The 25,123-nt window shown below is 56.3% G+C and carries 20 protein-coding genes and 2 pseudogenes; 10 read left to right on the forward strand and 12 right to left on the reverse strand.

The annotated features are described in order from the left end of the window. Positions 1-704 precede the first annotated feature (704 nt). The 8 genes and pseudogenes from NQZ67_RS03545 to leuC form a co-directional block, all read right to left on the reverse strand. Positions 705-3,311: pseudogene (locus tag NQZ67_RS03545) on the reverse strand (dynamin family protein); the annotation flags it as partial. Positions 3,312-3,323: 12 nt separating this feature from the next. After that, positions 3,324-3,599: an NAD/NADP transhydrogenase alpha subunit gene (locus NQZ67_RS03550; RefSeq protein WP_257442842.1), complete on the reverse strand. Its 276-nt coding sequence runs from the start codon at positions 3,597-3,599 to the stop codon at positions 3,324-3,326. A 5-nt stretch (positions 3,600-3,604) separates the two neighbouring features. Next, entirely contained in the window at positions 3,605-4,300 is a 696-nt protein-coding gene (nth, locus tag NQZ67_RS03555) for an endonuclease III (protein WP_257442844.1), read from the reverse strand. 169 nt (positions 4,301-4,469) lie between these two features. Continuing rightward, the gene (locus NQZ67_RS03560; RefSeq protein ID WP_257442846.1) at positions 4,470-6,542 is read right to left on the reverse strand and encodes an S-layer homology domain-containing protein; all 2,073 of its coding nucleotides are present in this window, start codon (positions 6,540-6,542) and stop codon (positions 4,470-4,472) included. A 42-nt stretch (positions 6,543-6,584) separates the two neighbouring features. Then, positions 6,585-7,178, reverse strand: coding sequence for a GerMN domain-containing protein (locus NQZ67_RS03565; protein WP_257442848.1), 594 nt, complete (start codon positions 7,176-7,178; stop codon positions 6,585-6,587). An 18-nt stretch (positions 7,179-7,196) separates the two neighbouring features. Beyond that, a complete protein-coding gene (locus tag NQZ67_RS03570; protein ID WP_257442850.1) occupies positions 7,197-8,627 on the reverse strand; it encodes an N-acetylmuramoyl-L-alanine amidase in 1,431 nt (476 codons plus the stop codon). 154 nt (positions 8,628-8,781) lie between these two features. Then, positions 8,782-9,381, reverse strand: a complete 600-nt coding sequence (leuD, locus tag NQZ67_RS03575; RefSeq protein ID WP_257442852.1) for a 3-isopropylmalate dehydratase small subunit — start codon at positions 9,379-9,381, stop codon at positions 8,782-8,784. 18 nt (positions 9,382-9,399) lie between these two features. After that, on the reverse strand, positions 9,400-10,815 hold the full coding sequence (gene leuC, locus NQZ67_RS03580; RefSeq protein WP_257442855.1) for a 3-isopropylmalate dehydratase large subunit: 1,416 nt from the start codon (positions 10,813-10,815) through the stop codon (positions 9,400-9,402). A gap of 208 nt (positions 10,816-11,023) precedes the next feature. Here leuC and NQZ67_RS03585 point away from each other — a divergent pair, with 208 nt between their 5' ends. Further along, positions 11,024-11,926, forward strand: coding sequence for a LysR family transcriptional regulator (locus NQZ67_RS03585; protein WP_257442857.1), 903 nt, complete (start codon positions 11,024-11,026; stop codon positions 11,924-11,926). Positions 11,927-11,929: 3 nt separating this feature from the next. Here the strand turns inward: NQZ67_RS03585 and NQZ67_RS03590 are convergent, their stop codons facing one another. Continuing rightward, the gene (locus tag NQZ67_RS03590) at positions 11,930-12,733 is read right to left on the reverse strand and encodes a carbon-nitrogen family hydrolase (protein WP_257442859.1); all 804 of its coding nucleotides are present in this window, start codon (positions 12,731-12,733) and stop codon (positions 11,930-11,932) included. A 125-nt stretch (positions 12,734-12,858) separates the two neighbouring features. Here NQZ67_RS03590 and NQZ67_RS03595 point away from each other — a divergent pair, with 125 nt between their 5' ends. The 9 genes and pseudogenes from NQZ67_RS03595 to NQZ67_RS03635 all read left to right on the forward strand — a co-directional run bounded on the left by NQZ67_RS03595 (position 12,859) and on the right by NQZ67_RS03635 (position 22,075). Beyond that, positions 12,859-13,347 (forward strand): hypothetical protein, encoded by a 489-nt coding sequence (locus NQZ67_RS03595; RefSeq protein WP_257442861.1) that lies wholly within the window; start codon positions 12,859-12,861, stop codon positions 13,345-13,347. A gap of 104 nt (positions 13,348-13,451) precedes the next feature. Then, positions 13,452-14,657 carry a pyridoxal phosphate-dependent aminotransferase gene (locus tag NQZ67_RS03600; RefSeq protein WP_257442863.1) on the forward strand — a complete coding sequence of 402 codons (1,206 nt, stop codon included), beginning with the start codon at positions 13,452-13,454 and terminating at the stop codon, positions 14,655-14,657. Between the two features lie 341 nt (positions 14,658-14,998). Next, positions 14,999-16,105: a glutamate 5-kinase gene (gene proB / locus NQZ67_RS03605; protein ID WP_257442865.1), complete on the forward strand. Its 1,107-nt coding sequence runs from the start codon at positions 14,999-15,001 to the stop codon at positions 16,103-16,105. A gap of 47 nt (positions 16,106-16,152) precedes the next feature. Further along, positions 16,153-17,403 carry a glutamate-5-semialdehyde dehydrogenase gene (locus tag NQZ67_RS03610; protein ID WP_257442867.1) on the forward strand — a complete coding sequence of 417 codons (1,251 nt, stop codon included), beginning with the start codon at positions 16,153-16,155 and terminating at the stop codon, positions 17,401-17,403. 36 nt (positions 17,404-17,439) lie between these two features. Beyond that, a complete protein-coding gene (proC, locus tag NQZ67_RS03615) occupies positions 17,440-18,306 on the forward strand; it encodes a pyrroline-5-carboxylate reductase (protein ID WP_257442869.1) in 867 nt (288 codons plus the stop codon). Then, entirely contained in the window at positions 18,306-19,529 is a 1,224-nt protein-coding gene (locus tag NQZ67_RS03620; RefSeq protein ID WP_257442871.1) for a 2,3-diketo-5-methylthiopentyl-1-phosphate enolase, read from the forward strand. Before proC ends, NQZ67_RS03620 begins: the two co-directional genes overlap by 1 nt. Further along, positions 19,526-20,206, forward strand: a complete 681-nt coding sequence (locus NQZ67_RS03625) for a 2-hydroxy-3-keto-5-methylthiopentenyl-1-phosphate phosphatase (RefSeq protein WP_371825259.1) — start codon at positions 19,526-19,528, stop codon at positions 20,204-20,206. The genes NQZ67_RS03620 and NQZ67_RS03625 overlap by 4 nt, the downstream gene beginning before the upstream one ends. A 3-nt stretch (positions 20,207-20,209) precedes the next feature. After that, entirely contained in the window at positions 20,210-20,863 is a 654-nt protein-coding gene (gene mtnB, locus NQZ67_RS03630; protein WP_257442873.1) for a methylthioribulose 1-phosphate dehydratase, read from the forward strand. 216 nt (positions 20,864-21,079) lie between these two features. Beyond that, positions 21,080-22,075, forward strand: a pseudogene (locus NQZ67_RS03635) (DUF3231 family protein). Positions 22,076-22,183: 108 nt separating this feature from the next. Here NQZ67_RS03635 and NQZ67_RS03640 read toward each other — a convergent pair. The 3 genes from NQZ67_RS03640 to NQZ67_RS03650 form a co-directional block, all read right to left on the reverse strand. Next, positions 22,184-22,882: a DnaD domain protein gene (locus tag NQZ67_RS03640; protein WP_257442875.1), complete on the reverse strand. Its 699-nt coding sequence runs from the start codon at positions 22,880-22,882 to the stop codon at positions 22,184-22,186. A 67-nt stretch (positions 22,883-22,949) separates the two neighbouring features. Beyond that, positions 22,950-24,155, reverse strand: a complete 1,206-nt coding sequence (locus NQZ67_RS03645; protein ID WP_257442882.1) for an acetate kinase — start codon at positions 24,153-24,155, stop codon at positions 22,950-22,952. Then, positions 24,152-25,024: a 3-hydroxyacyl-CoA dehydrogenase family protein gene (locus NQZ67_RS03650; RefSeq protein ID WP_257442883.1), complete on the reverse strand. Its 873-nt coding sequence runs from the start codon at positions 25,022-25,024 to the stop codon at positions 24,152-24,154. Before NQZ67_RS03650 ends, NQZ67_RS03645 begins: the two co-directional genes overlap by 4 nt. Positions 25,025-25,123: the final 99 nt, after the last annotated feature.

Below are 25,123 nucleotides of genomic sequence, written 5' to 3' on the forward strand. Positions count from 1 at the left end.
GCGGAATAGCCGTCTACCGCTTGAGCCGCTGCTGCGCCAACAGCGTCGTATTGTTTTCTGAGGGCGCCGTACGAAGCTTTCTCCACCCGCAGCGTCGTAGCCAGCAGCTCCTGCGACAGCTCGCGCTGCAGCAGCCGCTGAAGCTCAAGCCAGGCGGTCCAGATGATCCTCTTCAAATCTCTACCGTCGTCCTGCAAGGTTGACGGGTTAAACGCCAAGTGGTAGAAATCTCCGAAGCGAAGCATGACCCTCTGGACGACGTAATACAACAGCTCCCGAATCTCTTGTTTAACCCCTTCCGGAAGCGCGACGCGGGCTAGCGCGTCCGTCTCATTCCCAGCCGACTGCACGGAAACCTTCAGCTTCTCGAGCTCCGATTGCCGCGCCGCGGCATCGCCCTGGGCGCCCTTCAGCCAATTCGCGACCGTGCCGATCACCCGGTTCAGATCCTGGCTCGCCGAATCCGCGGCAAGACGTCCCAGATCATGCTGAATGAACGATAGGAACGCGGTTTCGAACGCCTCCATGCGAGACGCCGCCAGCAGCACCCCATTGCCGTCCATCTTGCCGTCAAGCGCTTGAATGCTCGATACCGGATACAGCCTTGGCGATCGGATGGCGTGCTGCTTGAGATTGCTCTCCACATGGGACAGCACGCCGCGGAGCTCCTCCTCGTCCGCCGCAAGATCCGCCGCATTGACGATGAAAAACATCTTGTCGAGCTCGAATTGGTCCTTCACCCTTCCGAGCTGATCGAGGAACTGCCGGTCCGCCTGCGAGAAGGCATGATTGTAGTAGGTCACGAACAGGACCGCGTCCGCGTTCTTAATGTAATTGAACGCAACCCCGGTATGTCTGGCGTTGACGGAGTCCGCTCCCGGCGTATCGACGAGCACGATTCCTTCCGCGGTAAGCGCGCAGTCGTAATGGAAATCGATTTCGCTTACGAAGCAGGAACGCGATTCCTCCGCTACGTATGCCGCGTACTCTGCCCGGTCCGCCTTCAGCTCCTTGCCGAGCAGCGGCTCGTGACGGTCCCAGCCGGCGCGCGCGGCACGAAGGAAGCTATAATGCGGCCTGCCTCCCGCTCCGATCGATTGCGGAGACAGCTTGTCGATCGCCCGCATGATCGAACCGGCATCCGGCAGGTGCGATTCGGTTGCATTCTCGCCAAGCAAGGCCAGCGAATATCTCAAATCCGACAGAATCGCATCCCTGCTCTTCATCATGACGCGCGCCTCGGCATGGCCGTACTCCCCCTTCGGAGGGAGCAGGCGGTTAATAGCAGCGGTGGTCGGATTCGGCGATACCGGCAGAACGGCATCTCCGATCAGCGCGTTCGCGAGCGATGACTTGCCCGCGCTGAACGCGCCGAACAAGGCGACCGTAAACTGGCTGTCCGATAGTCTCGCCGCTTTCTCGCGCATGGATTGCGCCGCCGCGCGCAGCGAAGACTGCGATGCGATGAGTTCTGCCGCTTGGAGCAGCCTGGAAGCCGCATCGCGCTGCAGGGACAACGCCGCAGCCCCGTTCCCTCCGGCAAGCGCGCTTCTGGCGCCTGCAGTGGAATCCCCTACTGAAGCCGTCCGCTCTTGACGTTCGGACGAAACGGCTTGGATGTTCTCCTCCGCCGAGCCCTTAGCTTGCGGCTGAGCGGATATCTGTTCACGCAAGGAAGCTTTGACTTCCGGCGCGGGCAGCTCCGGCTGCGGCAACCGCATAGGCAGAATGGCCCTCAGCTCTTCCGAATGGCGCTGCTGCTTTCCGTTCAGCTTCTCAAGCTCCGCCAGTGAACCGGATTGCTCCATCAGCTCTGCCAGCCTAGCCTTTAGCTGGATGGATTCCGCTTCGCCTGCCGCGGCGGCAAAAGCCGCCAATTCGTCGATCACTTCCAGCGCGCGCTGCCGGTACTCGCTCTTCGCGTCCGCCGCCAGCTCCCGGCTGTACGTCATCGTATATTCGTTGCCGAATACAGCTCCTTGCTTCACCCGGCCAATTAGCCATTCGTCGCCCGGCGTCCAGGAGAGATGCTCCGCCAGCAGTCGCTCGAGGCTCTCCGCATCGTAACGGATCTGCTCGGACGCGTTCCTTAGCAGCTGCTTCACGTGCCAGTCTATTCCCGCTCCTACCAGACTATTAAACTCGGTGCGGAACGCATCCAGCCGTCTTACCTGTTCGGCGGCCGTCTTCGATCCGAACAAGCCTGCCTTGAAGCCGGGCTTGCGGCTCTCCAGAAAGGACTGCGCGAGATCGCGAAGGCCTGCCGGCGTCACGTTCGCGTTGTCCAGGATAGACTGCAGCTCCTTCCGAAGCTCCCCGCGATATTGCTCACGCTTCGCCGCGAGCCGCTCCAATTGCTGCTTCAGCTCTTGAATCGTCTTGGCAAGCGAGGCGGCTGCTTCCTCTCCGCCCGCTTCTTCGAGCAGACGCTCCCGCTCCGGCTCCAGCAAGTCATCACGCCACTTCAAATGGCTTTCGACCAAATGACGCAGCGATGCGTCCACGCTGTATGCGCAGAGGTCGAGACGCTTGCCCGCCAGCTTCTTAATAAGATGAATAAGCTTCTCCCATTCATGATGCGGGTGGTTCGGCTCGCGCAACGACAAATAAACGATTCCAGCCGGCTCGAGATGCCAAGCTTGAAACGCTTCCTCCACGCTTCTGCGATAATCCGCGAAACGAAGCTCGCGTTCTCGATGCTTATCAATTTGATTAACGATAAAATATAAGGGCTTGCCCCAATCCTTCAATTCCTTCGCAAACGCGAAATTAATTTCCGATTGGACATGATTGTAGTCCATGACGTAGAAGACGACATCGGCCAGATGAAGAGCCGATTCCGTGGCCATCCGGTGCGCGTCGTCCGTCGAGTCGATGCCCGGCGTGTCGAGCAGCACGATATCGTTGCCGAGCAGCTCGCTCGGGTAAACGATCGACACGGACGTATAATGCTCCCCGTCGGTACAATATTGGGCCAAGCCGTCTATCGGCACTTCAGCCTGAACCTTGAACCCGTTCTCCGTCACCTTCTCGACTTCCGCATACGCTCTAGCGCCGCCTCGTATGGACACAACGTTAGCGCTTGTCGGGATAGGGCTCGAAGGAAGCAGCTTCGCTCCGCACAGCTGATTAACGAGCGTCGATTTGCCGGCGGAGAAATGTCCGCATAAAGCGACGGTAAGCCGACCTTCGGTCAGCTTACCGCCCAGCTCGCCGGCTTGCGCCGCGCGAGTATGATCTCCCGCTTGGGTCATCGCGCCCGCCGCCTGCTTCAGCGCCTGCTCGATGCTTTGTTCCATGATCACTGTCATCGTTCTCTGCTCCTAGACGGCTTCTACTTCTTCGTCGGAAGGCAAGCAGATTTCGAAGACGTTGCCATGCTGCAGGATCATGATGTTACGCTCTTTCTCCTTCATCACGACCACTTCCGGCTTGACGCGCATACGGTCGATGTATTGGTCCGGCACGTCGCCCGAGCCGCTCACCGTAACGCCTTCAATGACGATATCTTCATTCTCTTTCGGCGGCGATTCTAGTACTTGCTCGTAAATATCCGAAAACAGTTCAAAATTGTTCGTATAAACGGAAATGCATTTCATGTTCATCATCCTTCGTTCGCTATTTTTGGTTTTCTAGTTCTATTTTTGGTTTTTACTCCCGGCTTCATACGCAGCTTGCCTTCCTTGCATATATCAAGAAGAGGGCATATGGAGCACTGTGGACTTTGAGCTTTGCAGTGGTATCTGCCGAAAAATATGAGGCGGTGATGCGTGATCGTCCACTCTTCCTTCGGCACAAGCTTCATCAGCTTCTGTTCTACCGCCAATACGCTGTCGTCGGCTTTAGCCACGCCAAGTCGTTTGGAGACTCGATCGACGTGAGTGTCTACCGCGATCGCCGGCACGCCGAACGCATTGGACATTACGACATTCGCCGTCTTCCGTCCAACGCCCGGGAGCTCGGTCAATCCCTCGTGGGACTCCGGAACCTCGCCTTCGTATTTATCGATCAGAATGCGGCACAGCTTCTGAATATTGGATGCTTTGCTTCTGAACAAGCCGATGCGCCGAATGTCTTGCTCGAGCTCTTCGAGCGGCACGCCCAAATAATCATGCGGCGTCTTGTACTTCTTGAAGAGGTCCGCCGTCACCTTATTCACCGTCTCGTCGGTGCACTGCGCCGATAACAGGACGGCGATCGTAAGCTCGAACGGATTGTCATGATTCAGCTCGCAATGCGCGTCCGGGAACATCTCCGCTACGATATCCAATATATGACGCATTTTCTGCTTCGCATTCATCCTAAAGATAGCCTCCAGTTTAATCACTATCGTTCAAAGTGTAGCGAAATTTGTCACGCGGCGCAATAACAAATCACCTCTTTTCATGAAAAAAACTGCCCGAACGGGCAGTTTTTCACAAAACGTTCCTGCTTTAAGACAAACCTCTTGAAATTAGCGTATGAAACGCTTATAGGATTTGAACTTTTACGGCCGTGCTGCCAACGTAAGAAACCTCGATCGAAGCGCCGGCCTTTAACGCCGAAAGAGTACCTTTGTTACCGTCCGCCAAAATGATTTCCGCTCCCGTAAGAGAAATCTCCTGCGAAATATTCGTGGACGTTTTCACCTTCATCTTCATGGTTGCCGCGTCGACGGACGATACCGTGTATTTGGTTGCTACATGCATGCGTATCGCCGAAGCTTCGAATTTCGCCGGATTCAATTGGAGCGTCACGACGTCTCCAAGATCGATATCCAGATGGTTGGCAAGCGGCCTGCCGGCCATGTCGATCGTTGTGGCGGTATACGGAAGCGTGAGATTCACGCCGTCCGCCAATACCGATATCGTCTTCAGCTTCGTATCGATGGCCGTAACGCTGCCCGATATCGAATTGCTGAAGTGTACGGACACGATCTGGTTATCCGTATAACGAACCGTCGTGTAGAAGTTTTGGCTGATCAGCGATACCGCCGTATTCAGATCGATCGCCGCGCCGGATACGTCGAATTCGGATTTATCCGTTAGCTTCAGCGAGATCGGTTCACCGTTCAGGTCCACAACGGTCATGAACTTGTATTTGGCGTCGTATTGCGTAATGCGCGCCCCGACCATCACTTCGATTTCGCGGTTCGTAACTTTCACCTTCGTCACCTGATCGTCCGCGTTCAACGAAAGCTCCACCGCGTCTTCGTTTTTGATCAGATCCCCGAAGCCCGGGTTGTCCAACCCTTTGATTTCTACCGTCGCCCCCGGCGCCACGTCCTTCGAGACCAAGCTGCCGTCCGCGGTTCGGATCGTCACGATGTTCTTGTCGCCCGATTGGAAGCTTCCGGAAATTTGTGTAGCGGCCGCTGCCGTTTCGGCAATGATGCTAAGCGCGATCGGTTTGTCGCGGAACGAGTCCTGCACGATAGTCAGATTCGAGTTCGGCTTCAAATCCAGAATGGAGAGCGGGCTGCCTTCGGAATCTTCGATGACCAGACCCGGCTCGTACGGAATCGCGACCGGCTTGTCTTCGACCCAAATATAAATCGTGCTCTCGCTGCTGTTATAACGAGCGTATGTACCGGTAATCGTCTTCGTGTGCTGAATGTCCCCTTGCGCTTCGACGTAAAGCGCTTTGCCGTCTTCCGCTATGACGGAGACGTCGCCGTATTCCAGCAATTGATCCTTCGTAATCGGCTTCTCGGAATTGTAGTGGAAATAGAGCGTGCTCTCGTCCAGAGCATACGTCGTTTCTTCGCCTTCATGATAAAGCGTCAGCGACGTCTCCGTCAGCTCCGATACAACGCCGGCCGATTGACCTTCATAGTCAACTGGGAAGGAAGCCTGGGCTCTGCTGAGCAGCGTCGCAAGACTAGCGCGCGTAACGGGCTTGTCCGCGCCGAACGTCGTTTCGGTAATGCCCTTCACCAGCTTCAGCTGGACGGCCGCGTTGACGTAGCCTCTGTATCGCGAGTCGATATCGGCGGCATCCTCGAACGACGATTCCGTATCTTGAAGCTGGCCCGCCACCGCCTGCTGGCCGATCGCTCTTACGATCAGCTTCGTCACCCATTCGCGGCTTGCCGGCTTCTCTCCCCATTGAACGCTCTGATCGGCGGCAGCGAGAGCGTATTCTTCCTCGCGCTCCAGCAAGCCTTCCGTAAACGCGAGCGCTACGTAAGGCTTGGCCCAATCGGCCACTTGAAACGACGAATCGAATACGATGATCGCGTCGGAATCCGCCTGCCTGTCCAAGCCGGCGAAACGAAGCGCCATCAATACGGCCTCCTGCTGGGAAACGCTGTTCTCCGGCTTGAAGGTTACCGTTCCGCTCGCCGTATTCTCGTAACCGTTAATAATATGCTGCAAATATAATTTCGCGATATGCTTCTCCGCCCAATGGCCGGGAGTCACGTCCGTGAAAGGAGACGTCGATTGCAGCTGCTCGGCGTTGATTTGCACGGGCGAAGACAAGACGGCCGCGCCGCTGCCCGCGGCTAACGTGATCGCGATCGATCCCGTCATGATTTGCTTCCAACATAATTTAAGTGGCATTGTCGAATCTCCTCTATGCGATAGGAATAATAGATAATGGCATTATTTGACGTAAGGATGCTCGAGCTCGACATGTCCCATCATGCTTTCGGCCGCTTCGCCGTCCACTAGAATATCGAAGCCGTTAACGAACGAAAACTGGAACAGCGTGCTTTTCATCGTCTCGATCATGAGCGTCTCCGCGGGTGCGCCTACACGGCTTTCGTCCGGGATTCGGATATCGATCGTAACGATCCCGTCCTCGAACTTCATCGATAAGAGCCTGATGTCCTTCCACATCGAGACCATGTCGTCCGATTCCTTCATTAATTCGGAAAGCGCAGCCTTCAGCTGCTCCGCCTCGGAGCCATTCGGCACGCTCGCTTTACGCTCCGTCATTTCCTGCAGGTCCGCGTCTGAACCGAATACGCTGATCTCTATGGTATCGGCTTTCTCTTCTTCTTGAGCCGATGGCGAAGGCGTCGCATTAGTCGAATCTCCTCCCGCGCCGCTGACTTGACCCGCAGTCGGCGAAGGCGAAGATGCAGTGACTGCTTCTGAGCCATTAGAGTTCGTTTTCTCTTGATTCCCGCAGCCGGCAAGCGCCGCGGCCAATAACATTGAAGCAAGTAAGAGGCTTGATCTGGTCATTCCCATGGGCACGTCACCTGCTTTCTACTTCAATTTGAAATAAGATTTAATCCCTTCCGTCAATTGGACGGCGAAATTTTTCTGAACGTTTGCGTTAAATATCGTCTTGGCGTCGGTCGAGTTGCTCAAGTATCCCGCTTCGATCAGAACGGCGGGCATCGTCGTTTCCTTAATGACCTTGTAAGCCGCTTTCTTGACGCCGCGGTCGTTTAAGCCAAGTCCTTTGAGCACGTATTTGTGCAGGTGGTCGGCAAGCGGCTTGCTGTTATCGCGGTAATAATACGTCTCGGAACCGTTAACGCTTGTTTTATCGAAGCTGTTGGCGTGTAAGGAGATAAAAAGATCGGCTTTGCGATCTTCCGCGAATTTGATCCGATCGGTCAGCTCTAGGAACGTATCGTCGACTCTGGTCATGTGCACGCGGAACCTCTTGTCCTTCTCCAGCTCCGCCTTCAGCGCCAGCGCCGCGAGAAGATTAAATTCCTTCTCCCATCGGTTGATGGACTTGCTGTAAGCGCCTGGATCTTTGGCGCCGTGTCCGGCATCGATGACAATGTCGTACACTTCATCTTCCGGATCTGGCTGATTCGGATCGGCGGGAGTCGCGGGCTCTGCCGGCACTTCGCTTTTGGGCATCAACGCAAAATGGAACGCGTTCTCCGTCTCCGTCAGCACATATCCCGTCTCATCGCCCACCAGAATGACCAATCTGGCGACGAACGGGTTCGTCTGGAACTGCGCGTACTTGTAGCCGGTCAGCAGCGCGTTATCCGCTACGGACACGACCGTCTCGCCTTTGGTGGCCGGATTGAACGTCGTATTCTGGAAGTCGAATACCAACCGTTTCGGATTGTCGAGCAGCAGCGGCTTGCCCGGCTTCTGCACGCCTTGATGCGTCACGGTCAGCACCGATTGTCCGTCCATCGCAATTCCGGTTATGTATCCGATCTGCCCGGCTTGCTCCGAACCATCCGGCTCGGACGTCCCCGGCTCCTGCGGCTGTTCCGTCCCGGGCACGTACGATTCGCTGAACATGTGGACTTCGCGTTCGGTATCCTTCCACTCGAATGTAAGTCCCAGCAGCTCACCCACCAACCGTACGGGCACCATCGTTCTCCAATTGACCAGCTTCGGCGCTACTGTTGTCTCCATTATGACGTCATTAACCTTGATTTGCTTTTCACCGATAACCAGTTCAATCAACTTGCTTTCGTTTTTGACGGTTACTTTCTGCTTCGCCTGTTCCCATTCCACGACGTAACCGAGGCCGTCGGATAGAACGGCTAACGGTACATACGTTGAACCGTTTTCAATTTTCGGAGCGACATCCGTAACGATCGGCTTCTCGTTCAGGAACAGCTTGGGCGAAGGCGGAGGTTCGGCAGCATGTCCGACTGCCGCGAACATGGTGAACAACAACGACATCATTACCATAATGGATACAAACTTCTTCATTTCCCACCTCGATGACTGAATTGCCCGCATCGAATGTGTTCATTCGACAAATAGGACAAACATATAGACGCTTCTTGTCAATAAAAGTTGCGCCCTGAAGAAAAAAAGGACAGCCGTCCTAATGGGCGGATGTCCTTCTTTGCGGGTAGTCGATTTAGCCCAAACGAGCGGCGTGCTTCTGCTCGTACGCGGCGATTTTGTCCTCATGCTGCAGCGTTAAACCGATGTCGTCCAGTCCTTGAAGCAGGAATTGACGGCGGTGCTCGTCGAGGTCGAACGCGATGCTCAGGCCGTATTCGTCCGTCAGCAGCTTGTTCTCGAGGTCTACGCTCAGCTTATAGCCTTCATGCTTCGCCGTGCGCTGGAACAGCTCCTCGACTTGCTCTTCGCTCAGCTTGATCGGCAGAATGCCGTTCTTGAAGCAGTTGTTGTAGAAAATATCGGCATACGAAGGTGCGATAATCACTTGGTAGCCGTAGTCCAGAATCGCCCAAGGGGCGTGCTCGCGGGACGAGCCGCAGCCGAAGTTCGCTCTGGAGATGAGAACCGACGCGCCTTGATAACGCGGCTTGTTCGGCTCGAATTCGGCGTTCACTTCGCCGTTCTCGTGAAAGCGCCATTCGAAGAATAGAAATTGCCCGAATCCGCTGCGCTCGATGCGCTTCAGAAATTGTTTAGGGATGATGGCATCCGTATCCACGTTAACCCGGTCGACCGGGGCTACGATTCCTGTCAGTTGTTTAAATGGTTCCATATTCGTCCGTTCCCCTTTCTAGTTCAGCACTTCAGTCTTGATTTCCCAATCGCGCACGTCCGTGAAGCGCCCGTTCACCGCCGCGGCCACCGCCATTGCCGGCGAGACGAGATGCGTTCTGCCGCCGCGGCCTTGACGGCCTTCGAAGTTGCGGTTCGATGTCGATGCGCAGCGTTGTCCCGGCTTCAGCACGTCCGGGTTCATCGCGAGACACATCGAGCAGCCCGCGTCGCGCCATTCGAAGCCCGCTTCGATAAAGATCTTGTCTAGGCCTTCCTTCTCCGCCTGCAGCTTCACGCGTCCGGAGCCCGGAACGACGATCGCGGTTACGCGGTCGCTGACCTTGTAGCCTCTGGCGATCTCCGCCGCGGCGCGCAGGTCTTCGATCCGGCCGTTCGTGCAGGAGCCGATGAACACGTAGTCGATCTCGATTTCCGTCATTGGCGTGCCCGGCTTCAGATCCATGTACTCCAGCGCTTTCTCGGCTGCTTTGCGCTCGTTCTCCGTCGGGAGGTCGGCAGGGTTAGGCACGCGGGACGTAATGTCCGTTCCCATGCCAGGGCTTGTTCCCCAAGTGACTTGCGGGATCAAGGCGTCAACGTCGAATTCTACGACCGTATCGTATGCCGCCCCTTCGTCCGTCGTCAGCTTCGACCATTCCGCTACCGCTTCGTCGAAGTTTTTCGGCGAGTATTCGCGTCCGCGCAGATAGTTGAACGTCGTCTCGTCCGGAGCGATCAGTCCTGCGCGCGCGCCTGCCTCGATCGACATGTTGCAGACCGTCATACGCTCTTCCATCGTCAAGCTCTTGATTGCGTCGCCCGTGTATTCGATAACGTAGCCCGTCGCGAAATCAGTGCCGTATTTGGCAATGACGCCGAGAATCATGTCCTTCGCGGTTACGCCCGGTTTGCGTTTGCCGTTGAAGCGGACTTCCATCGTCTTCGCTTTGGATTGCTGCAGACATTGCGTCGCCAGAACGTGCTCGACTTCGCTTGTGCCGATACCGAACGCCAGAGCGCCGAACGCGCCGTGAGTCGAAGTGTGGCTGTCGCCGCAGACGATTGTTTTGCCCGGGTGAGTGAGGCCGATTTCAGGTCCCATAACGTGAACGACGCCTTGGTCGATGTTGTCCAGGTCGAACAGTTTCACGCCGAAGTCCTGACAGTTCTTCGTCAGCGTGTCGATCTGCTGCTTGGAGATCGGGTCCGTAATATTGAAGCGGTCCTTCGTCGGAACGTTGTGGTCCATCGTTGCGAACGTCAGGTCGGGACGGCGCACCTTGCGGCCCGACATGCGAAGGCCTTCGAACGCTTGCGGCGACGTTACTTCGTGAACGAGCTGCAGGTCGATGTAGATGACGCTCGGCTTCCCTTCCTCTTGATAAATGACGTGATTGTCCCAAATCTTCTCAAACATTGTTTTCTTCGCCATTATGATCACCTCATAAGTTCATAGATTGCTTTCGCAATGATTCGCTTTTCGTTAACGCTAATGCTTCTCTTCTTGATTGCTATCATCATACCATGTCTTTCTTGATTGATCTAAGATATAATATCTATAAGGACTATAGTTATAAACTATAGCGTTCGCTTGGCTTTTTGTATATACATTGTTTTCTGGGAAAGGGGCAACCGCCGTCATGGAACTCCGTCAGCTTCACTACGTCATTCAAATCGCCGCCGAAAAAAACTTCTCCAGAGCCGCGGACAAGCTGCACATCGCGCAGCCGTCGCTCAGCCAGCAGCTGTCCAAGCTGGAGCAGGAGCTTGGCGTCCTGCTGTTCCGCCGAACGACGAATTCCGTCGAGCTTACGCAGGCCGGCCAAGTGTTCGTCGACAAATCGCAGTCCATTCTGGACGCCGTGGAGCAGCTGAAGCAGGAAATGGACGACATGGCCCAGATGCGCAGAGGCCGTCTCGTCGTCGGCACGCTGCCCATTACGGGGTCGCACATTCTTCCGCTCGTGCTCCCGGCGTTCGGAGCCCAATATCCGCAGATCGAAGTGGTGCTCGTGGAAGAGTCGACCGCCAAGCTGGAGCAGCTGACCGCGAGCGGCGGCACGGACCTTAGTCTCCTGACCTTGCCGCTTATCGACGGAACCTTATCCTGCGAGCCTTATATGGAAGAACAGATTTGCCTCGCCGTCCCTCCCCAGCATCCGCTGGCTTCCCGGCAGGACGCCGTGCGAATCGAGGAGCTGAAGGCGGAGCCGTTCATCAAGCTCAAGCGCGGACAAGGCTTCCGACAAATTACGGTCGAACTCTGCGAGCAGGCCGGCTTCTCGCCGCAGATCGTCTTCGAGAGCTCCAACATTGAAACCGTGCAGTCTCTCGTCGCCGGCGGCATGGGCATCGCTTTCGTGCCGCAAATGCTGACCAGGCCGAAAGGCTCCGAGTTCGCGCCCGTATATTTAAGGCTGAGCTCGAAGCCGACCCGCACGCTTGTCGTCGCCAGCCGCAAAGGACGTTACTTGTCCAAGGCGGCTCAAGCCTTCATCGTTACGCTGAAGGAGACGATCAGCGCGTATCATCAGAATGGCTAAACTCTAATCAAGGCGGTATAAGGAAGGACGACGGTCCTCGAACACCGGGATGCGCGAGCGGACCTCGTCCACGAGCGCCAGATCGATCTCGCAGCGAAGAATCGTCTCTTCCTCTCCCGCTTCGGCGATAATTTCGCCCCAAGGATCTATCACCATGGAATGGCCGAAGAAGCTCGTTTCCCCGCTGATCCCCATCCGGTTGCAGGCTACGACGTACATCTGGTTTTCGATCGCGCGCGCGGTGAGCAGCGTCCGCCAATGATGCAGGCGGGGGTTCGGCCATTCCGCGGGCACGAACAGCAGCTTCGCCCCGCCGAGCGCGAGCGTTCTCGCCAGCTCCGGGAACCGGATATCGTAGCAGATCATCATGCCCGCCCGCTCGCCTTCGATAACAAGCTCTCCGGGCTCGCTGCCCGCCTTCAAATATTTTTCCTCGTCCATCAAGCGGAACAGGTGAATCTTCGAATATTGCCCAATCGCGCGGCCTTCGCGGTCCATGGCGAACATCGTGTTATAAACGCCGTCTTCCCTGCCCTCCGCAATCGAGCCTCCGATAAGATAAACCCCGTGTGTTTGGGCGAATGCCGACAAGTACGCCAGCGTTTCCTCTCCGTTGCGATCCGCGAGCTTATCGATTTCCGTCAGCGCGTACCCGGTGTTCCACATCTCGGGAAACAGAATCGCGTCCGGCTTCTCCCCGGCGGAAACCGCCTCTTCCAGAAGCGCTTCCAGCTTCTTTTTATTCGATTCCGGACGGCCCGCGTCGATCGGCATTTGGAGCAGCGCCAGCCGCAGCTTTTTCGTCATAATGGGTGTTGCCTCCCAGCATTGTTGGTTTTCCCTAATGATACCTTCTCATGGTTCCGTGTCAAGATGGGCATTGTAACAAGGAAGCTCGTTCTTCGAAACTACAGTCAAAGGAGTTTTTCTATATGATGAAGGTTCGATTGGGACGGCTGCTGCCGATGCTCTCCCTCGCTTTGCTGTTGGCTGCATTAAGCGGCGCGCCGGCTTTCGCCGAGGCACAGAGAGAGGATTCCGCCGCAAGCAGCCAGGAGGAGACGCTCAGACCCGTTCAAGTATTCGACGTCGCGGCCGGCAAGGTCGTCAAGACGATTCCGAACGACAAGAAATTCCAGAAGATGGCGAAGAAATGGACGGGCTCGATCACGGGCCTTGCGCCTCAGCTGACGGCCGATCAATCCTGCACCTACGTCTACCGCGTCCCGCTCGCCAAACCCGTTACGATCCAGACCGGCGGCATTTCCTTAGCGGCGTCCGATCTCTTCCTGTTCTATTGCAAGGAGCAGCCGCCCATGCTGCTGACGTTCGACGATCAGCGCAAGCCGTATCTGTTCTTGTTCGACGCCGACATTAAACCGTTTATCAAAAAAGTAGGGCTTCCTCCGCTCGAATCCTAAACGCCCGAAGCGCCTAGGCTTCAATTCTCCATACATTCATGCTACATTATTGCTAATGTCTACTCGGCAACGATTGACAAAATCGCGAATGAAAGTGTGATGGAATGGAAACGCAGGAACAGATGAGGCGGATCAAGCCCGCTGACCGAATGGAAGGACTGCCTACGCAGTTTTTCGCGAAGCTGGTGGCGAAGGCGAACGCTCAGATCGCCAAAGGGCGGGACGTCATTAACTTGGGCCAGGGCAATCCGGATCAGCCGACGCCTCCCCATATTGTCGAGAAGCTGCAGGAGGCTGCAGCCAACCCGCTGTATCACAAATATCCTCCGTTCAGCGGTTACGCCTTCTTGAAGGAAGCGGTAGCGAAACGCTATAAGGAAGACTACGGCGTCGAGCTGGATCCGGCGACGGAGGTCGCGATCTTGTTCGGAGGCAAGACGGGACTGGTCGAGATCAGCCAGTGCCTGCTGAACCCGGGCGACATTTGTTTGGTTCCGGACCCCGGTTATCCGGATTATTGGTCGGGTGTCGCGCTTGCCGGAGGAGAAATGTCGTTTATGCCGCTGCTGGAGAAGAACAGCTATCTGCCCGATCTGTCGGCGATCGACCCCGAGCTGGCAAATCGTGCGAAGCTGATGTTCATGAATTACCCGAACAATCCGACGGGAGCCGTCGCGGGCGCGGAGTTCTACGAGGATGTCGTCCAGTTTGCTAGAGCGCATGACGTCGTCGTCGCCAGCGACTTCGCCTACGGGGCTATCGGGTACGACGGCGTGAAGCCGGTCAGCTTCCTTCAGACCCCTGGCGCGAAGGAAGTCGGCGTCGAATTCTATACGCTGTCCAAGACATACAACATGGCGGGCTGGCGTGTCGGCTTCGCCCTCGGCAACGCCGAAGTCGTCGCCATGATCAATCTCATTCAGGATCATTATTATTGCAGCTTATTCGGCGGCATCCAGGAAGCCGCCGCGCTCGCTCTGACAGGACCGCAGGACTGCGTCGCGGAGCTCGCGGCGCGATACGAGCGGAGAAGGAACGCGCTATTCGAGGCTCTGGACCGCATCGGCTGGAAGGCCGAACGCCCCGGGGGCTCCTTCTTCTGCTGGCTGCCCGTGCCGGACGGCTATACGTCGGAGCAATTCGCTGACAAGCTGCTGCTCGAGGCGGACGTCGTCGTTGCGCCTGGCGTGGGCTTCGGAACGCACGGCGAAGGCTACGTGCGGCTTGGCCTCCTGTCCGACGAAGCGAGGTTGACCGAAGCCGTCGAAAGAATCGGCAAGCTCGGCTTGTTCGGCGGCTCCCGGGAGTAGATTGGTGATTCGCCTTTCTTTACAGGGCACCGGTATCGTGTTATCCTTATTTTAGCTGAAATAAGAAACGTGATGACGGGACCAGTAAGCGGATCAGGCCTTGTTCAGAGAGTAAATTCCACCGGCTGAGAGAATTTACCGTTGGCCCCTGCCGAACCTACCTCCGAACGGCCGGCGACAAGCCGGACAGCGCCTCCTGTTACGAGGCATGAAGATGGATGGTCGTGCGCGCAGCAGGACCGTCAACGAAGGTGGTACCGCGGAAGCATAGACTTTCGTCCTTTATAGGATGAAGGTCTTTTTTTCATTGTCACGAAAGCTGGATGGGATGGGGATCGTACATGTCGGAGAGAATCGTAGTGAAAATCGGAAGCAGCTCGCTGACTTCCGAAGAAGGCGGGCTTAACCGGGACAGCATCCGTTTCTTTGCATCGGAGCTGGCGTCCAGGCATAGCCGCGGCGATGCGGTCATGCTCGTGACGTCCGGCGCGGTTGCAGCCGGCTTCCGCCGCATCGGTTACGCGTCGCGGCCGAAGGCCGTGCACGAGAAGCAGGCGGCCGCGGCCGTCGGCCAGGCGCTGCTCATGCAGGCCTATCAAGAAGAGCTGTCCGAATACGGCATCGTCGCCGCGCAGATTTTGCTGACGCGCGCGGATTTCTCGAACCGCCGCCGCATTCAGAACGCGCTGATGACGATCGAGGAGCTTCTGAATCAGCGCATCATTCCTATCATTAACGAGAACGATACCGTCGCGACGGATGAGCTCGTGCTGAAGTTCGGCGACAACGACAATTTGTCCGCCCTTGTGGCCGCCATGACCAAAGCCGCCAAGCTCGTCATCATTACCGATATGGACGGCTTATACACCGAGGATCCGCGCAAAAACCCGCAAGCCGTCAAGATCGACCGCGTCGAGCAGATTTCGGAGGATATTCTGAAATTGGCGGGCGGCGCCGGCTCCTCCGTCGGAACGGGCGGCATGCGCTCGAAGATCGAGGCGGCGCGGATCGCGATGCGCGGCGGCGTTCAAGCGTTTATCGGCAAAGTGCAGCAGGAAGGCGATTTGAATCTGGCCGTGAATGGCAGCGGCAGAGGCACTTACTTCGACACGAAGCTCCACAGCTTATCGATGAAGAAGCAATGGCTCGGCTTCCACGCGATGCCGCAGGGCCGGATCACGGTCGACGACGGCGCGGTCACCGCGCTGCTGGTCGGCGGCAAGAGCCTGCTGCCCGCCGGCGTAACGGCAACCGAAGGCGACTTCCATCCGGGAGACATCGTCGAGGTAATTAACCGGCAGAACGAGGTGCTCGGCAGAGGCGTCGTGAACTACGCGTCCTGGCAGCTGCTGGCCGCTGCCGGTCTAGGCACGGAGGAAGTCGCGCGGCGGCTGGAGGTTCCCCGCATCGAAGTGATACACCGAGATGAGTGGGTTACGTTGAAATAGCAAGCAAACAATCGAGATCGAACTGATGAATCGGGAGGCGAACTGGCATGATAAGTGAAGTGAGACAGAAAGCGACATGGGCGCAGGAAGCGGCCGCGGCGATGAACCGGATGACGACGGAGCAGAAGAACGCCGCGCTTTCGGCGATGGCCGATGCTCTAATCGCAAGACAAGATGAACTTATTGCGGCGAACGAAGAGGATCTTCGGCGGGGGCGCGAGAACGGTACGAGCCCTTCCCTCCTCGACCGTCTCGCGCTGAACGGCGATCGCATCGCCGGCATCGCGGAAGGCCTGCGGCAAATCGTCGAGCTCCCCGATCCTGTCGGCGAGCTGCTTGAACGGTTCGAGCGGCCGAACGGCATGAAGGTCGAGAAGATCCGCGTGCCGCTCGGCGTGATCGGCATGATCTACGAAGCCCGTCCGAACGTGACCGTGGACGCAGCCGGCCTCTGTCTGAAGACAGGCAATTGCGTCGTGCTGCGCGGCGGCTCGGCCGCTCTCTCCTCCAACCGGAAGATCGTCGAAATTCTGAAGGACGCGCTGGGCTCCACTGCCCTGCCGGGCGACGCGCTGCAGCTGATCGAGGACAGCGACCGCGCTTCCGTTAACGAGATGCTGAAGCTGAACGGTCTGCTTGACGTCGTCATTCCGCGGGGCGGCGCGGCGCTGATTCGCAACGTCGTCGAGAATGCAACGGTCCCGGTTATCGAGACGGGCGCGGGCATCTGCCATGTTTTCGTCGACGAAAGCGCTCAGCTCGAGATGGCGGCGTCCATCGCTTTCAACGCGAAGGTGCAGCGCCCGTCCGTATGCAACTCCATGGAGACGCTGCTCGTTCATCGCAAGGTAGCGGAGACCTCTTTGGCCGAGCTGCTCGCGCCCATGCTTCAAGCGAACGTTGAAGTAAGGGGCTGCCCGGATACGCAGTCGCTGCTTGACGGCGTCAAGACCGCGACCGACGATGATTTCGCCACCGAATATAACGACTATATAATGAACGTGCGTATCGTCGACAGTCTGGACGAAGCGCTTGCGCATATCCGCCGTTATGGAACCAAGCACTCGGAATGTATTGTGACGGAAACAATCGCCCATGCGGAACGGTTCCTTCAGGAGGTAGACGCCGCCGCCGTATACCATAACGTGTCGACGCGCTTTACCGACGGGTTCGAATTCGGTTTCGGCGCGGAGATCGGCATCAGCACGCAGAAGCTGCATGCCCGCGGCCCTATGGGCCTGCCTGCGCTGACATCGACGAAATACCGGATTTACGGGAACGGTCAAGTCAGAGGCTGATCCGTTAGCAAGACAAACAGACAGGAGGAACCCCCCATGAGTATACTTACCGAATCCGGCATCGGATCCATGCACATTTGTTTCTACGGCGCCGGATCCATGGCCGAAGCGATCGCGCGCGGGCTGATTGGCGAGGAGCTGGTCGCTCCCGGCAAAATATCCATGCTTAACCGGAGCAATGCCGAGCGGCTCGGCGAGCTGCATGAACGGTACGGCGTGCAGACCGTGCTGCAGGGATCGACGAACGATGCGTATCTGAAAGGTGCCGATATTATCTTCTTGGCGATGAAGCCCAAGGACGCGGCCGAAGCAATATCGGCGATCGCCCCCCTGCTCTCGCCCAACCAACTGATCGTATCCGTTATCGCGGGGCTTTCCATCTCGTCGCTTGAGAAGCTTCTCGGTTCGTCCCAGCCGATCGTCCGCACGATGCCGAACACGTCCAGCACAATCGGGCTCGGCGCTACGGGCATTAGCTATTCGGACCATGTCACGCCGCAGCAGCGGCTCGTTACGGAAGTCATGTTCCAGTCGATCGGCCTGAACGCCGTCGTTGAGGAAGCGCTCCAGGACTCCGTCGTGGGCGTGTCCGGAAGCGGTCCCGCTTATATCTATTTCGTAATGGAAGCGATGATGAAAGCCGCCGCCGAGCTGGGCTTGGACGATAAGACCGCCAAGGATCTCGTCGTGCAGACGGTGCTCGGCGCCGCCCAGATGGTGAAGCAAACCGGCGAAAGCCCGGAAGAGCTGCGCCGCAAGGTGACGTCTCCTAACGGAACGACTCAGGCCGCTATCGAGAAGATGACCGAGCTTGGCTTGCCGGAGGCGATCGTCAAAGGCATGAAGCGCAGCTCCGAGCGTGCGGCGGAAATCGGCGCCGACATCGAAAGGAGCATTGGATAATGAGTCAAGTGTGTATCGCGACATACCGCTCTTACGACGATAAGGCGGATTTTCAGAAAAAGGCGCTTTCGATCGCCGTCGGTCTGACCGTCGGAAGCTGGACCGAGCTCCCCGAAGCGCAAAAAGCGGAGATGGAGAAGCATCTCGGCAAGGTGCTCTCCGTCGATGTGCACGAAGGCGGCCCCGGCGAACGATATGCCGATATCCGGATTGCGTATCCGGACATTAATTTCAGCCGCGACATTCCCGCCCTTCTCGTCACGGTGTTCGGCAAGCTGTCGATGGACGGCCGGATCAAGCTGCTCGATCTCGACGTGTCCGAATCGTTCGCGTCCGCGTTCCCAGGTCCGAAGTTCGGCTTGCCCGGCGTTCGCGAGCTGCTCGGCGTGCAGGAGCGGCCGCTGCTCATGAGCATCTTCAAATCCGTTGTCGGACATGATCTCGCCAACCTGCGGGAGCAGTTTTACAAGCAGGCGCTTGGCGGCGTCGACTTGATTAAGGATGACGAAATCCTGTTCGAGAACCCGCTTACGCCGCTCGAGAAGCGCGTAGAAACCTGCATGGAAGCGGCCCGCAAGGCGCAAGAGGAAACGGGACAGAAGCTTCTTTACGCGGTTAACCTGACCGGTCCGACCTCGCAGCTTGCCGCTAACGCGCGCAAAGCGATCGCGGCCGGCGCGAACGCGATCCTGTTCAACGTGCTGGCATACGGCTATGACGCCCTGCACGAGCTCAGCAGCGATCCTGACATCAACGTGCCGATCGCTGCTCATCCCGCTATGGCCGGCGCGATCTATCCGTCTCCGCACTATGGCATGAGCGCCTCCCTGCTGCTTGGCAAGCTAATGAGGCTTGCGGGCGCGGATCTCGTGCTGTTCCCTTCCCCCTACGGCTCCGTCGTCATGCCGAAGGAAGAGAACTTGGCCGTCAAGGACGCTCTGCTCCGTCCGCTCCACGGCCTGCGGACAAGCTTCCCGGTCCCGTCGGCGGGCATTCATCCGGGCCTGGTGCCGCTTATCCTGAAGGACTTCGGAACCGACGTCGTCGTGAACGCCGGCGGCGGCATTCACGGCCATCCGATGGGAACGGCGGCCGGAGGCCAAGCCTTCCGCCAAGCAATCGGCGCCGCTCTGGCGGGTACGCCGCTGCAGGAAGCAGCCGAAGCCGCGGGCAACGAGGCGCTTAAGGCAGCCATTCAAGCATGGGGAGTCAGAGAATCATGATGACGAAATCAAACGCAACCAAGAAACGCATCGTGTTTTGCGATTTCGACGGAACCATCACAATCAACGATAATATTATCGCGATCATCAAACATTTTAACCCGGAGGGCTGGGAGAGAATCGCCGAACGAACGATCGCGACGGAGCTCACGATTCAAGACGGGGTCGGACAGCTGTTCCGTCTTCTTCCCTCCTCGCTCCGTGACGAGGTGGTGTCGTACGGCGTCAACAACGTGCGCATCCGGGACGGCTTCGCCGAATTTCTAAGCTATTGCAAAGAGCAGAATATCGAGTTTTACGTGACGAGCGGCGGCATCGATTTTTTTGTGTACCCGACGCTCGAGCCGTTCGATATTCCGCGCGACCACATTTACTGCAACAGCAGCGACTTCTCTGGCGAGCGCATCGAAATTTTATGGCCGCATCCCTGCGACGAGCATTGCCATAATCATTGCGGCATGTGCAAAACAACGATCATGCGCCGGTTTCCCGAGGACCAATACGAGCGGATCATTATCGGCGACAGCGTAACGGACTTCGAAGGCGCCAAGCTGGCCGACCGAGTATATTCCCGCTCGCACTTGACGGTGAAATGCCGCGAGCTTGGTCTTGCGCATACGGAGTTCGATACGTTCCACGACATCATAGCGGCGATGGCCGATGAAGAAAGGAAGTAGATCATGAGCTTTGACCAGATTAAGACGGAAGAGAAGCAGCGGGCGCTCAGCGAGCTTCGCGATGTGAAGGAGCTGTTCGCGAATCGCGGCTGGTTCCCGGGCACGAGCGGCAACCTGTCGGTTCGCGTGGGCGACTTCTCCCCCGAAGCGTTCCAGTTCGCCATTACGGCGAGCGGCAAAGACAAAACCGTACATACGCCGGAGGATTATCTCTTCGTCGATCAGAACGGTAAAGCTTGCGAGGCGACCTCGCTGAAGCCATCCGCCGAAACGCTGATCCATTGCGAAATTTACCGTCTGACGGGCGCGGGAGCGATCTTTCATGTGCATACCGTCTTCAACAATGTCATCTCCGAATATTTCTGGGATCGCAAATCCGTGCCGGTTGACGGCGTGGAGCTGATCAAGGGCTTCAACCTGTGGGAGGAAGAGAAGCATATCGACATTCCGATCGTTTCGAATTTCGCGCACATCCCGTCGATCGTGCCGGAAATAACGGATCGCATGACAGACGAGATCCCTGGCATTCTGCTCCGCAAACACGGCATCTACGCTTGGGGGGCTAACGCGTTCGAAGCGAAGCGCCACCTCGAGGCCTTCGAGTTTATTTTTGAGTACGTCTACCGGCTGGAGCTGCTGAAGCGCGGCGGCGTATAGGAACAACGCAAACGTCAGTCCCGACAAGAAGGGGGTGCTCCGGGTCGTTTCGGCCCTTGAGCACCCCTTTTTTATTTCGTTTCACCTCATTCCTTGGATCGCCCTTCCTGCCGGTCAGTCATGCGGGAGGGCGTTTTTTAATTTTTCCTTGCCCGATATTTATTTGGGGAACTGGGAAAATTATATCTGTACATTATGCCGGATGGAGGCGTTACGATGACAAACCAATTAGATGCTTCGGAAATCGCGAGTCTATGGACCACATATATGAATAACACAGTGTATGTTTTTTCTGTACCTTATTACATGAAAAAATGTGAAGATGGAGAAATTCGTTCCATTATAGAATTAACGTTAGAAATTTCACAAGAGATTCTCGCCCGTGTTGAACAAATATTGGAACAAGAAGACTTCCCCTTACCGTTTGGATTTACGAAAGAAGATGTTGATATAGGTGCCCCCCGGTTATATTCCGATCGGTTCGCTCTTATCCAATATAATGCCTTGGCTGAAAACGGTTTGTTTTTTTATGTTCTTTCGTTAGCGAATTCGACGCGTTTGGATGTCCGCGACTTTTTTACGCATTGTATTTCTCTAACAACAAAACTTTATAATCAAAGTAAAAACCTATTGGTAAAAACAGGATTAGCAAATTCCGCACCGACAATTCCCTTTCCCGAAAAAGCAGAATTTGTACACCGACAAGGATTTTTAACGGGCTGGTTTGGCGATAAGAGGCCTTTAAATGCGATTGAAATTAATCAATTCGTATTTAATTTTAGAACGGCGGCTTTCGGAAGAGCAAAGCTCATGTCTTACAGTCAAGTAACAAAATCAAAAGAAATTCGCGAATTTTTCGTTAGAGGAAAGGAACTGTGTGATAACCACATTGAGCTGTTTACCTCATTGCTATGAGAAGATGACCTGCCTTCCCCGACAACCTACGAAGCGGAAATAACAAACTCAACCTCATCCCCGTTTAGCGATAAAATGATGATGTTTTTCATGATGGCGCTGGGTTCTGTATTAATAAGCAAGTACGGCTCTTCGATAGGCTTAAGCAGCAGACGAGATATCGGTCTACATTTCACGCGTTTATTGGGAGAGACAGCCAAATATCTAGAAGATGCCGCTAATATTATGATAAAAAACGGGTGGATGGAGCAACCCCCTCAAGCCGCAAACCGAAAAACGTTAGTAGAAAACAGATAGGAAGGCGAATGAATAGGAAAGCCCCCAAGCTTGAGCCTGGGGGCCATACTCAGACGGTCATATCCGTCGCGATTTTCGCTTGTTTTATGTGATTTGTTTCGTTTTCCGCTAAGCCTTGCCGCCGTAGAACTTCCCCGCATGCGCTTTCGCTTCTTCCACGTTCGTCACGCGGTTGCGACTCCATTCCAGTAATATGCGATCGATATATTTCAGGCTAAGCTTTCCGGCGAATACCGCTTCTTTCAGAGCGAACACGATGATTTCTTCCGTATACTTGTCCTCGTCAAGCCACTTGCTGAGCAAGTCGCACTCGAACGGGGACAGCAGCCTGCCAAACTCCTGTTCGAATACGGAGAACAAATCGGAGATGGCCGCATTCGGCAATGCAGGCTTCTTCACCCCTCCCGCCGGCTGGCGTTCGGTCCTCTTCGTCTGCCGTTTCTCGGCCGCCCGCCATTCCGCGGCCTTCATGAACCAGCCGCTCCAATTATACCGTTCCGCTTGAAGGCCGGTCGCTTCGTCGACATAATCGTCGATCGAGAGAAAGCCTTCCTTCATCAGCCGCCCCAGCATCGTCCCGATCAATCGCACCTGGATCCCCATCCGTCCGGCCAGCTCCTCCGGCGTCGGAAAATCATTCCTATCGGACTCCGCGTAAAGCATAATTTGCAGCAGCAGCATCGCTTCCGAATCCGACAGCCCCAAGCTGCTGTAGCTCTGCAGCAGCAGGCTCGGAACATGTACGCCTCCCTCCGCGATCGCGGCCGCGATGCCATGCGTATAAGCCTTCCATATTTCGTCATTCATGCCGCTTCCCCCTTCCCCTGGCGCGCAGACAAAAAAGAGCTGCCCGGCAGCGCGGGCAGTCCTCACATCACTTCGTTTCATTCACGATCGCATACGTGTCTCTCGCGATCAACAGCTCTTCATTCGTCGGAACGACAAGCACTTTCACTCTGGAGCCCGGCGTCGAAATAACTCGCGCTTCCTTGCTTCTTCTGGCGTTCAGCTCATGGTCGAGCTCGACCCCGAAAAACGTGATGCCGTCGCATACGGCCGCGCGGACGTCCGGCGCGTTCTCGCCGACTCCCGCCGTGAAGACCAGCACGTCCAGCCCGTTCATCGCGGCTGCGTAGGCGCCTATATATTTTCTCAAACGATAGGTATACATGTCAAAGGCCAGCTTAGCGTTTTCGTCGCCGCCCGTCATGGCTTCCGTCACTTCGCGCATATCGCTGCTGATGCCGGAGATCGCCAGCATGCCGCTGTGCTTATTCAGCATGGAATTGACCTCGTTAAGCGTCAGCTCTTCCTTGTTCATGACGAACGGTACGATGGCAGGGTCGATATCTCCGCTGCGCGTCCCCATCATCAGTCCCTCGAGCGGCGTCATGCCCATGCTTGTATCGAAGGACTTGCCGTCCAGAATCGCCGCGCAGCTCGCGCCGTTGCCAATATGGCAGGTCACCATCTTGAGCGACTCCAGCGGTAAGCCGAGCAGTCTGGCTGCGTTATCGCTGACATAGGAATGCGACGTGCCGTGGAAGCCGTATCGGCGTATCTTATGGCGGCGGTACAGCACCTTCGGAATCGGGTACAAATACGAGGTTGCCGGCATCGTTTGATGGAACGCCGTATCGAAGACGACAACCTGCGGCACGCCCGGCATGTTCGCTTCAACCGCCGTAATGCCCATCATATGAGCCGGATTATGCAGCGGCGCCAAGTCGAACAGCTTCTTGATCTCCAGCTTCACTTCCTGCGTCACGAGCACCGAGCCTTTGAACACCTCGCCCCCGTGCACGACGCGGTGCCCGACCGCATCGATCTCGGTCATAGCCCCAAGCACGCCGTGCTCCGAATGGGTCAGCATGTCGATGACCCGCTTGACAGCCGTTACATGATCCAGAATTTCGCTGACGTCGCGAACTTCCGGCTTGTCCGCCGGTTCATGCGTCACGATGGAGGAATCCATGCCGATCCGCTCCACTCTCCCGCTCGCGAGAACCCCTTCGTTCGTCATGTCGTACAGCTGATATTTCAGGGAAGAGCTCCCCGCGTTGATGACTAATACTTTCATGAAATCCGATCCCCATCCCTGTCGTATTCGAAGAATCCTACGCCCGTTTTCGCTCCCAGATGTCCGGCTCGCACCATCTTCTTAAGCACGATGGACGGACGATACTTCAGCTCACCGTATTCGCGGAACATCCGGTCGAGAGCGGCAAGAACCGCGTCCAGGCCGAACCGGTCCGCCATCTCGAACGGGCCGTGCTGGAAGGAATAGCCGGTCCGCATCGCCCTGTCGATATCCTCGGCGGACGCGACGCCTTCTTCCAGAACGTGAAGCGCTTCGTTGATGAAGAGGCAGATGAGACGCGTCGTCACGAAGCCCGGCGATTCGAACACCATAACGCCCTTCTTCGAGATAACCTCCTCCACGAAGTGTTTGGTCTGGTTAAACGTATCGTCGGACGTTTTGAGTCCGCGCACGATTTCGACGAGATCGATTTTCAGTACGGGATGTATAAAATGCAGGCCGATTACGCGGTTAGGCACGTTCGTCACGCTTGCAAGCTCGGTCAAGCTCAGCGTGGACGTGTTGCTCGCCAGAATCGTATTCGGTCCGCAGATAGCGTTCAACTGCCGGAATACTTCCTTCTTTGCCTCCATGTCCTCGGTGATCGTCTCGATGATCAATCCGCAATCGGCAAGCTCGCCGTAATCCGATGCCTTATGTATTCTGGAAAGAATAAGCTTCTTCTCGGCGCCGGTCAGCGCCCATTTCTCGATTTGCTTATCCAGACTCACTTCAATCATTTGTAATCCGTAGGACAGACGTTCAGGCGTCCGTTCGATTATAACCACATCGAGGCCTTTGGCCGCCAGCATCTCCGCGATCCCTTGTCCCATCGTGCCTACGCCGATTACTCCAACCTTCTTAATCATTGCTTAAATTGCTCCCTCTAGGTAGATTCTTTCTTATTATAACGATTTTCCGCAAAAATAGAAGGCGAACCGCAGGTCCGCCTCCAAATTGTAATATTG

It is taken from the genome of Paenibacillus soyae, from assembly GCF_024623455.1.
Taxonomy (GTDB): Bacteria; Bacillota; Bacilli; order Paenibacillales; family Paenibacillaceae; genus Pristimantibacillus; species Pristimantibacillus soyae.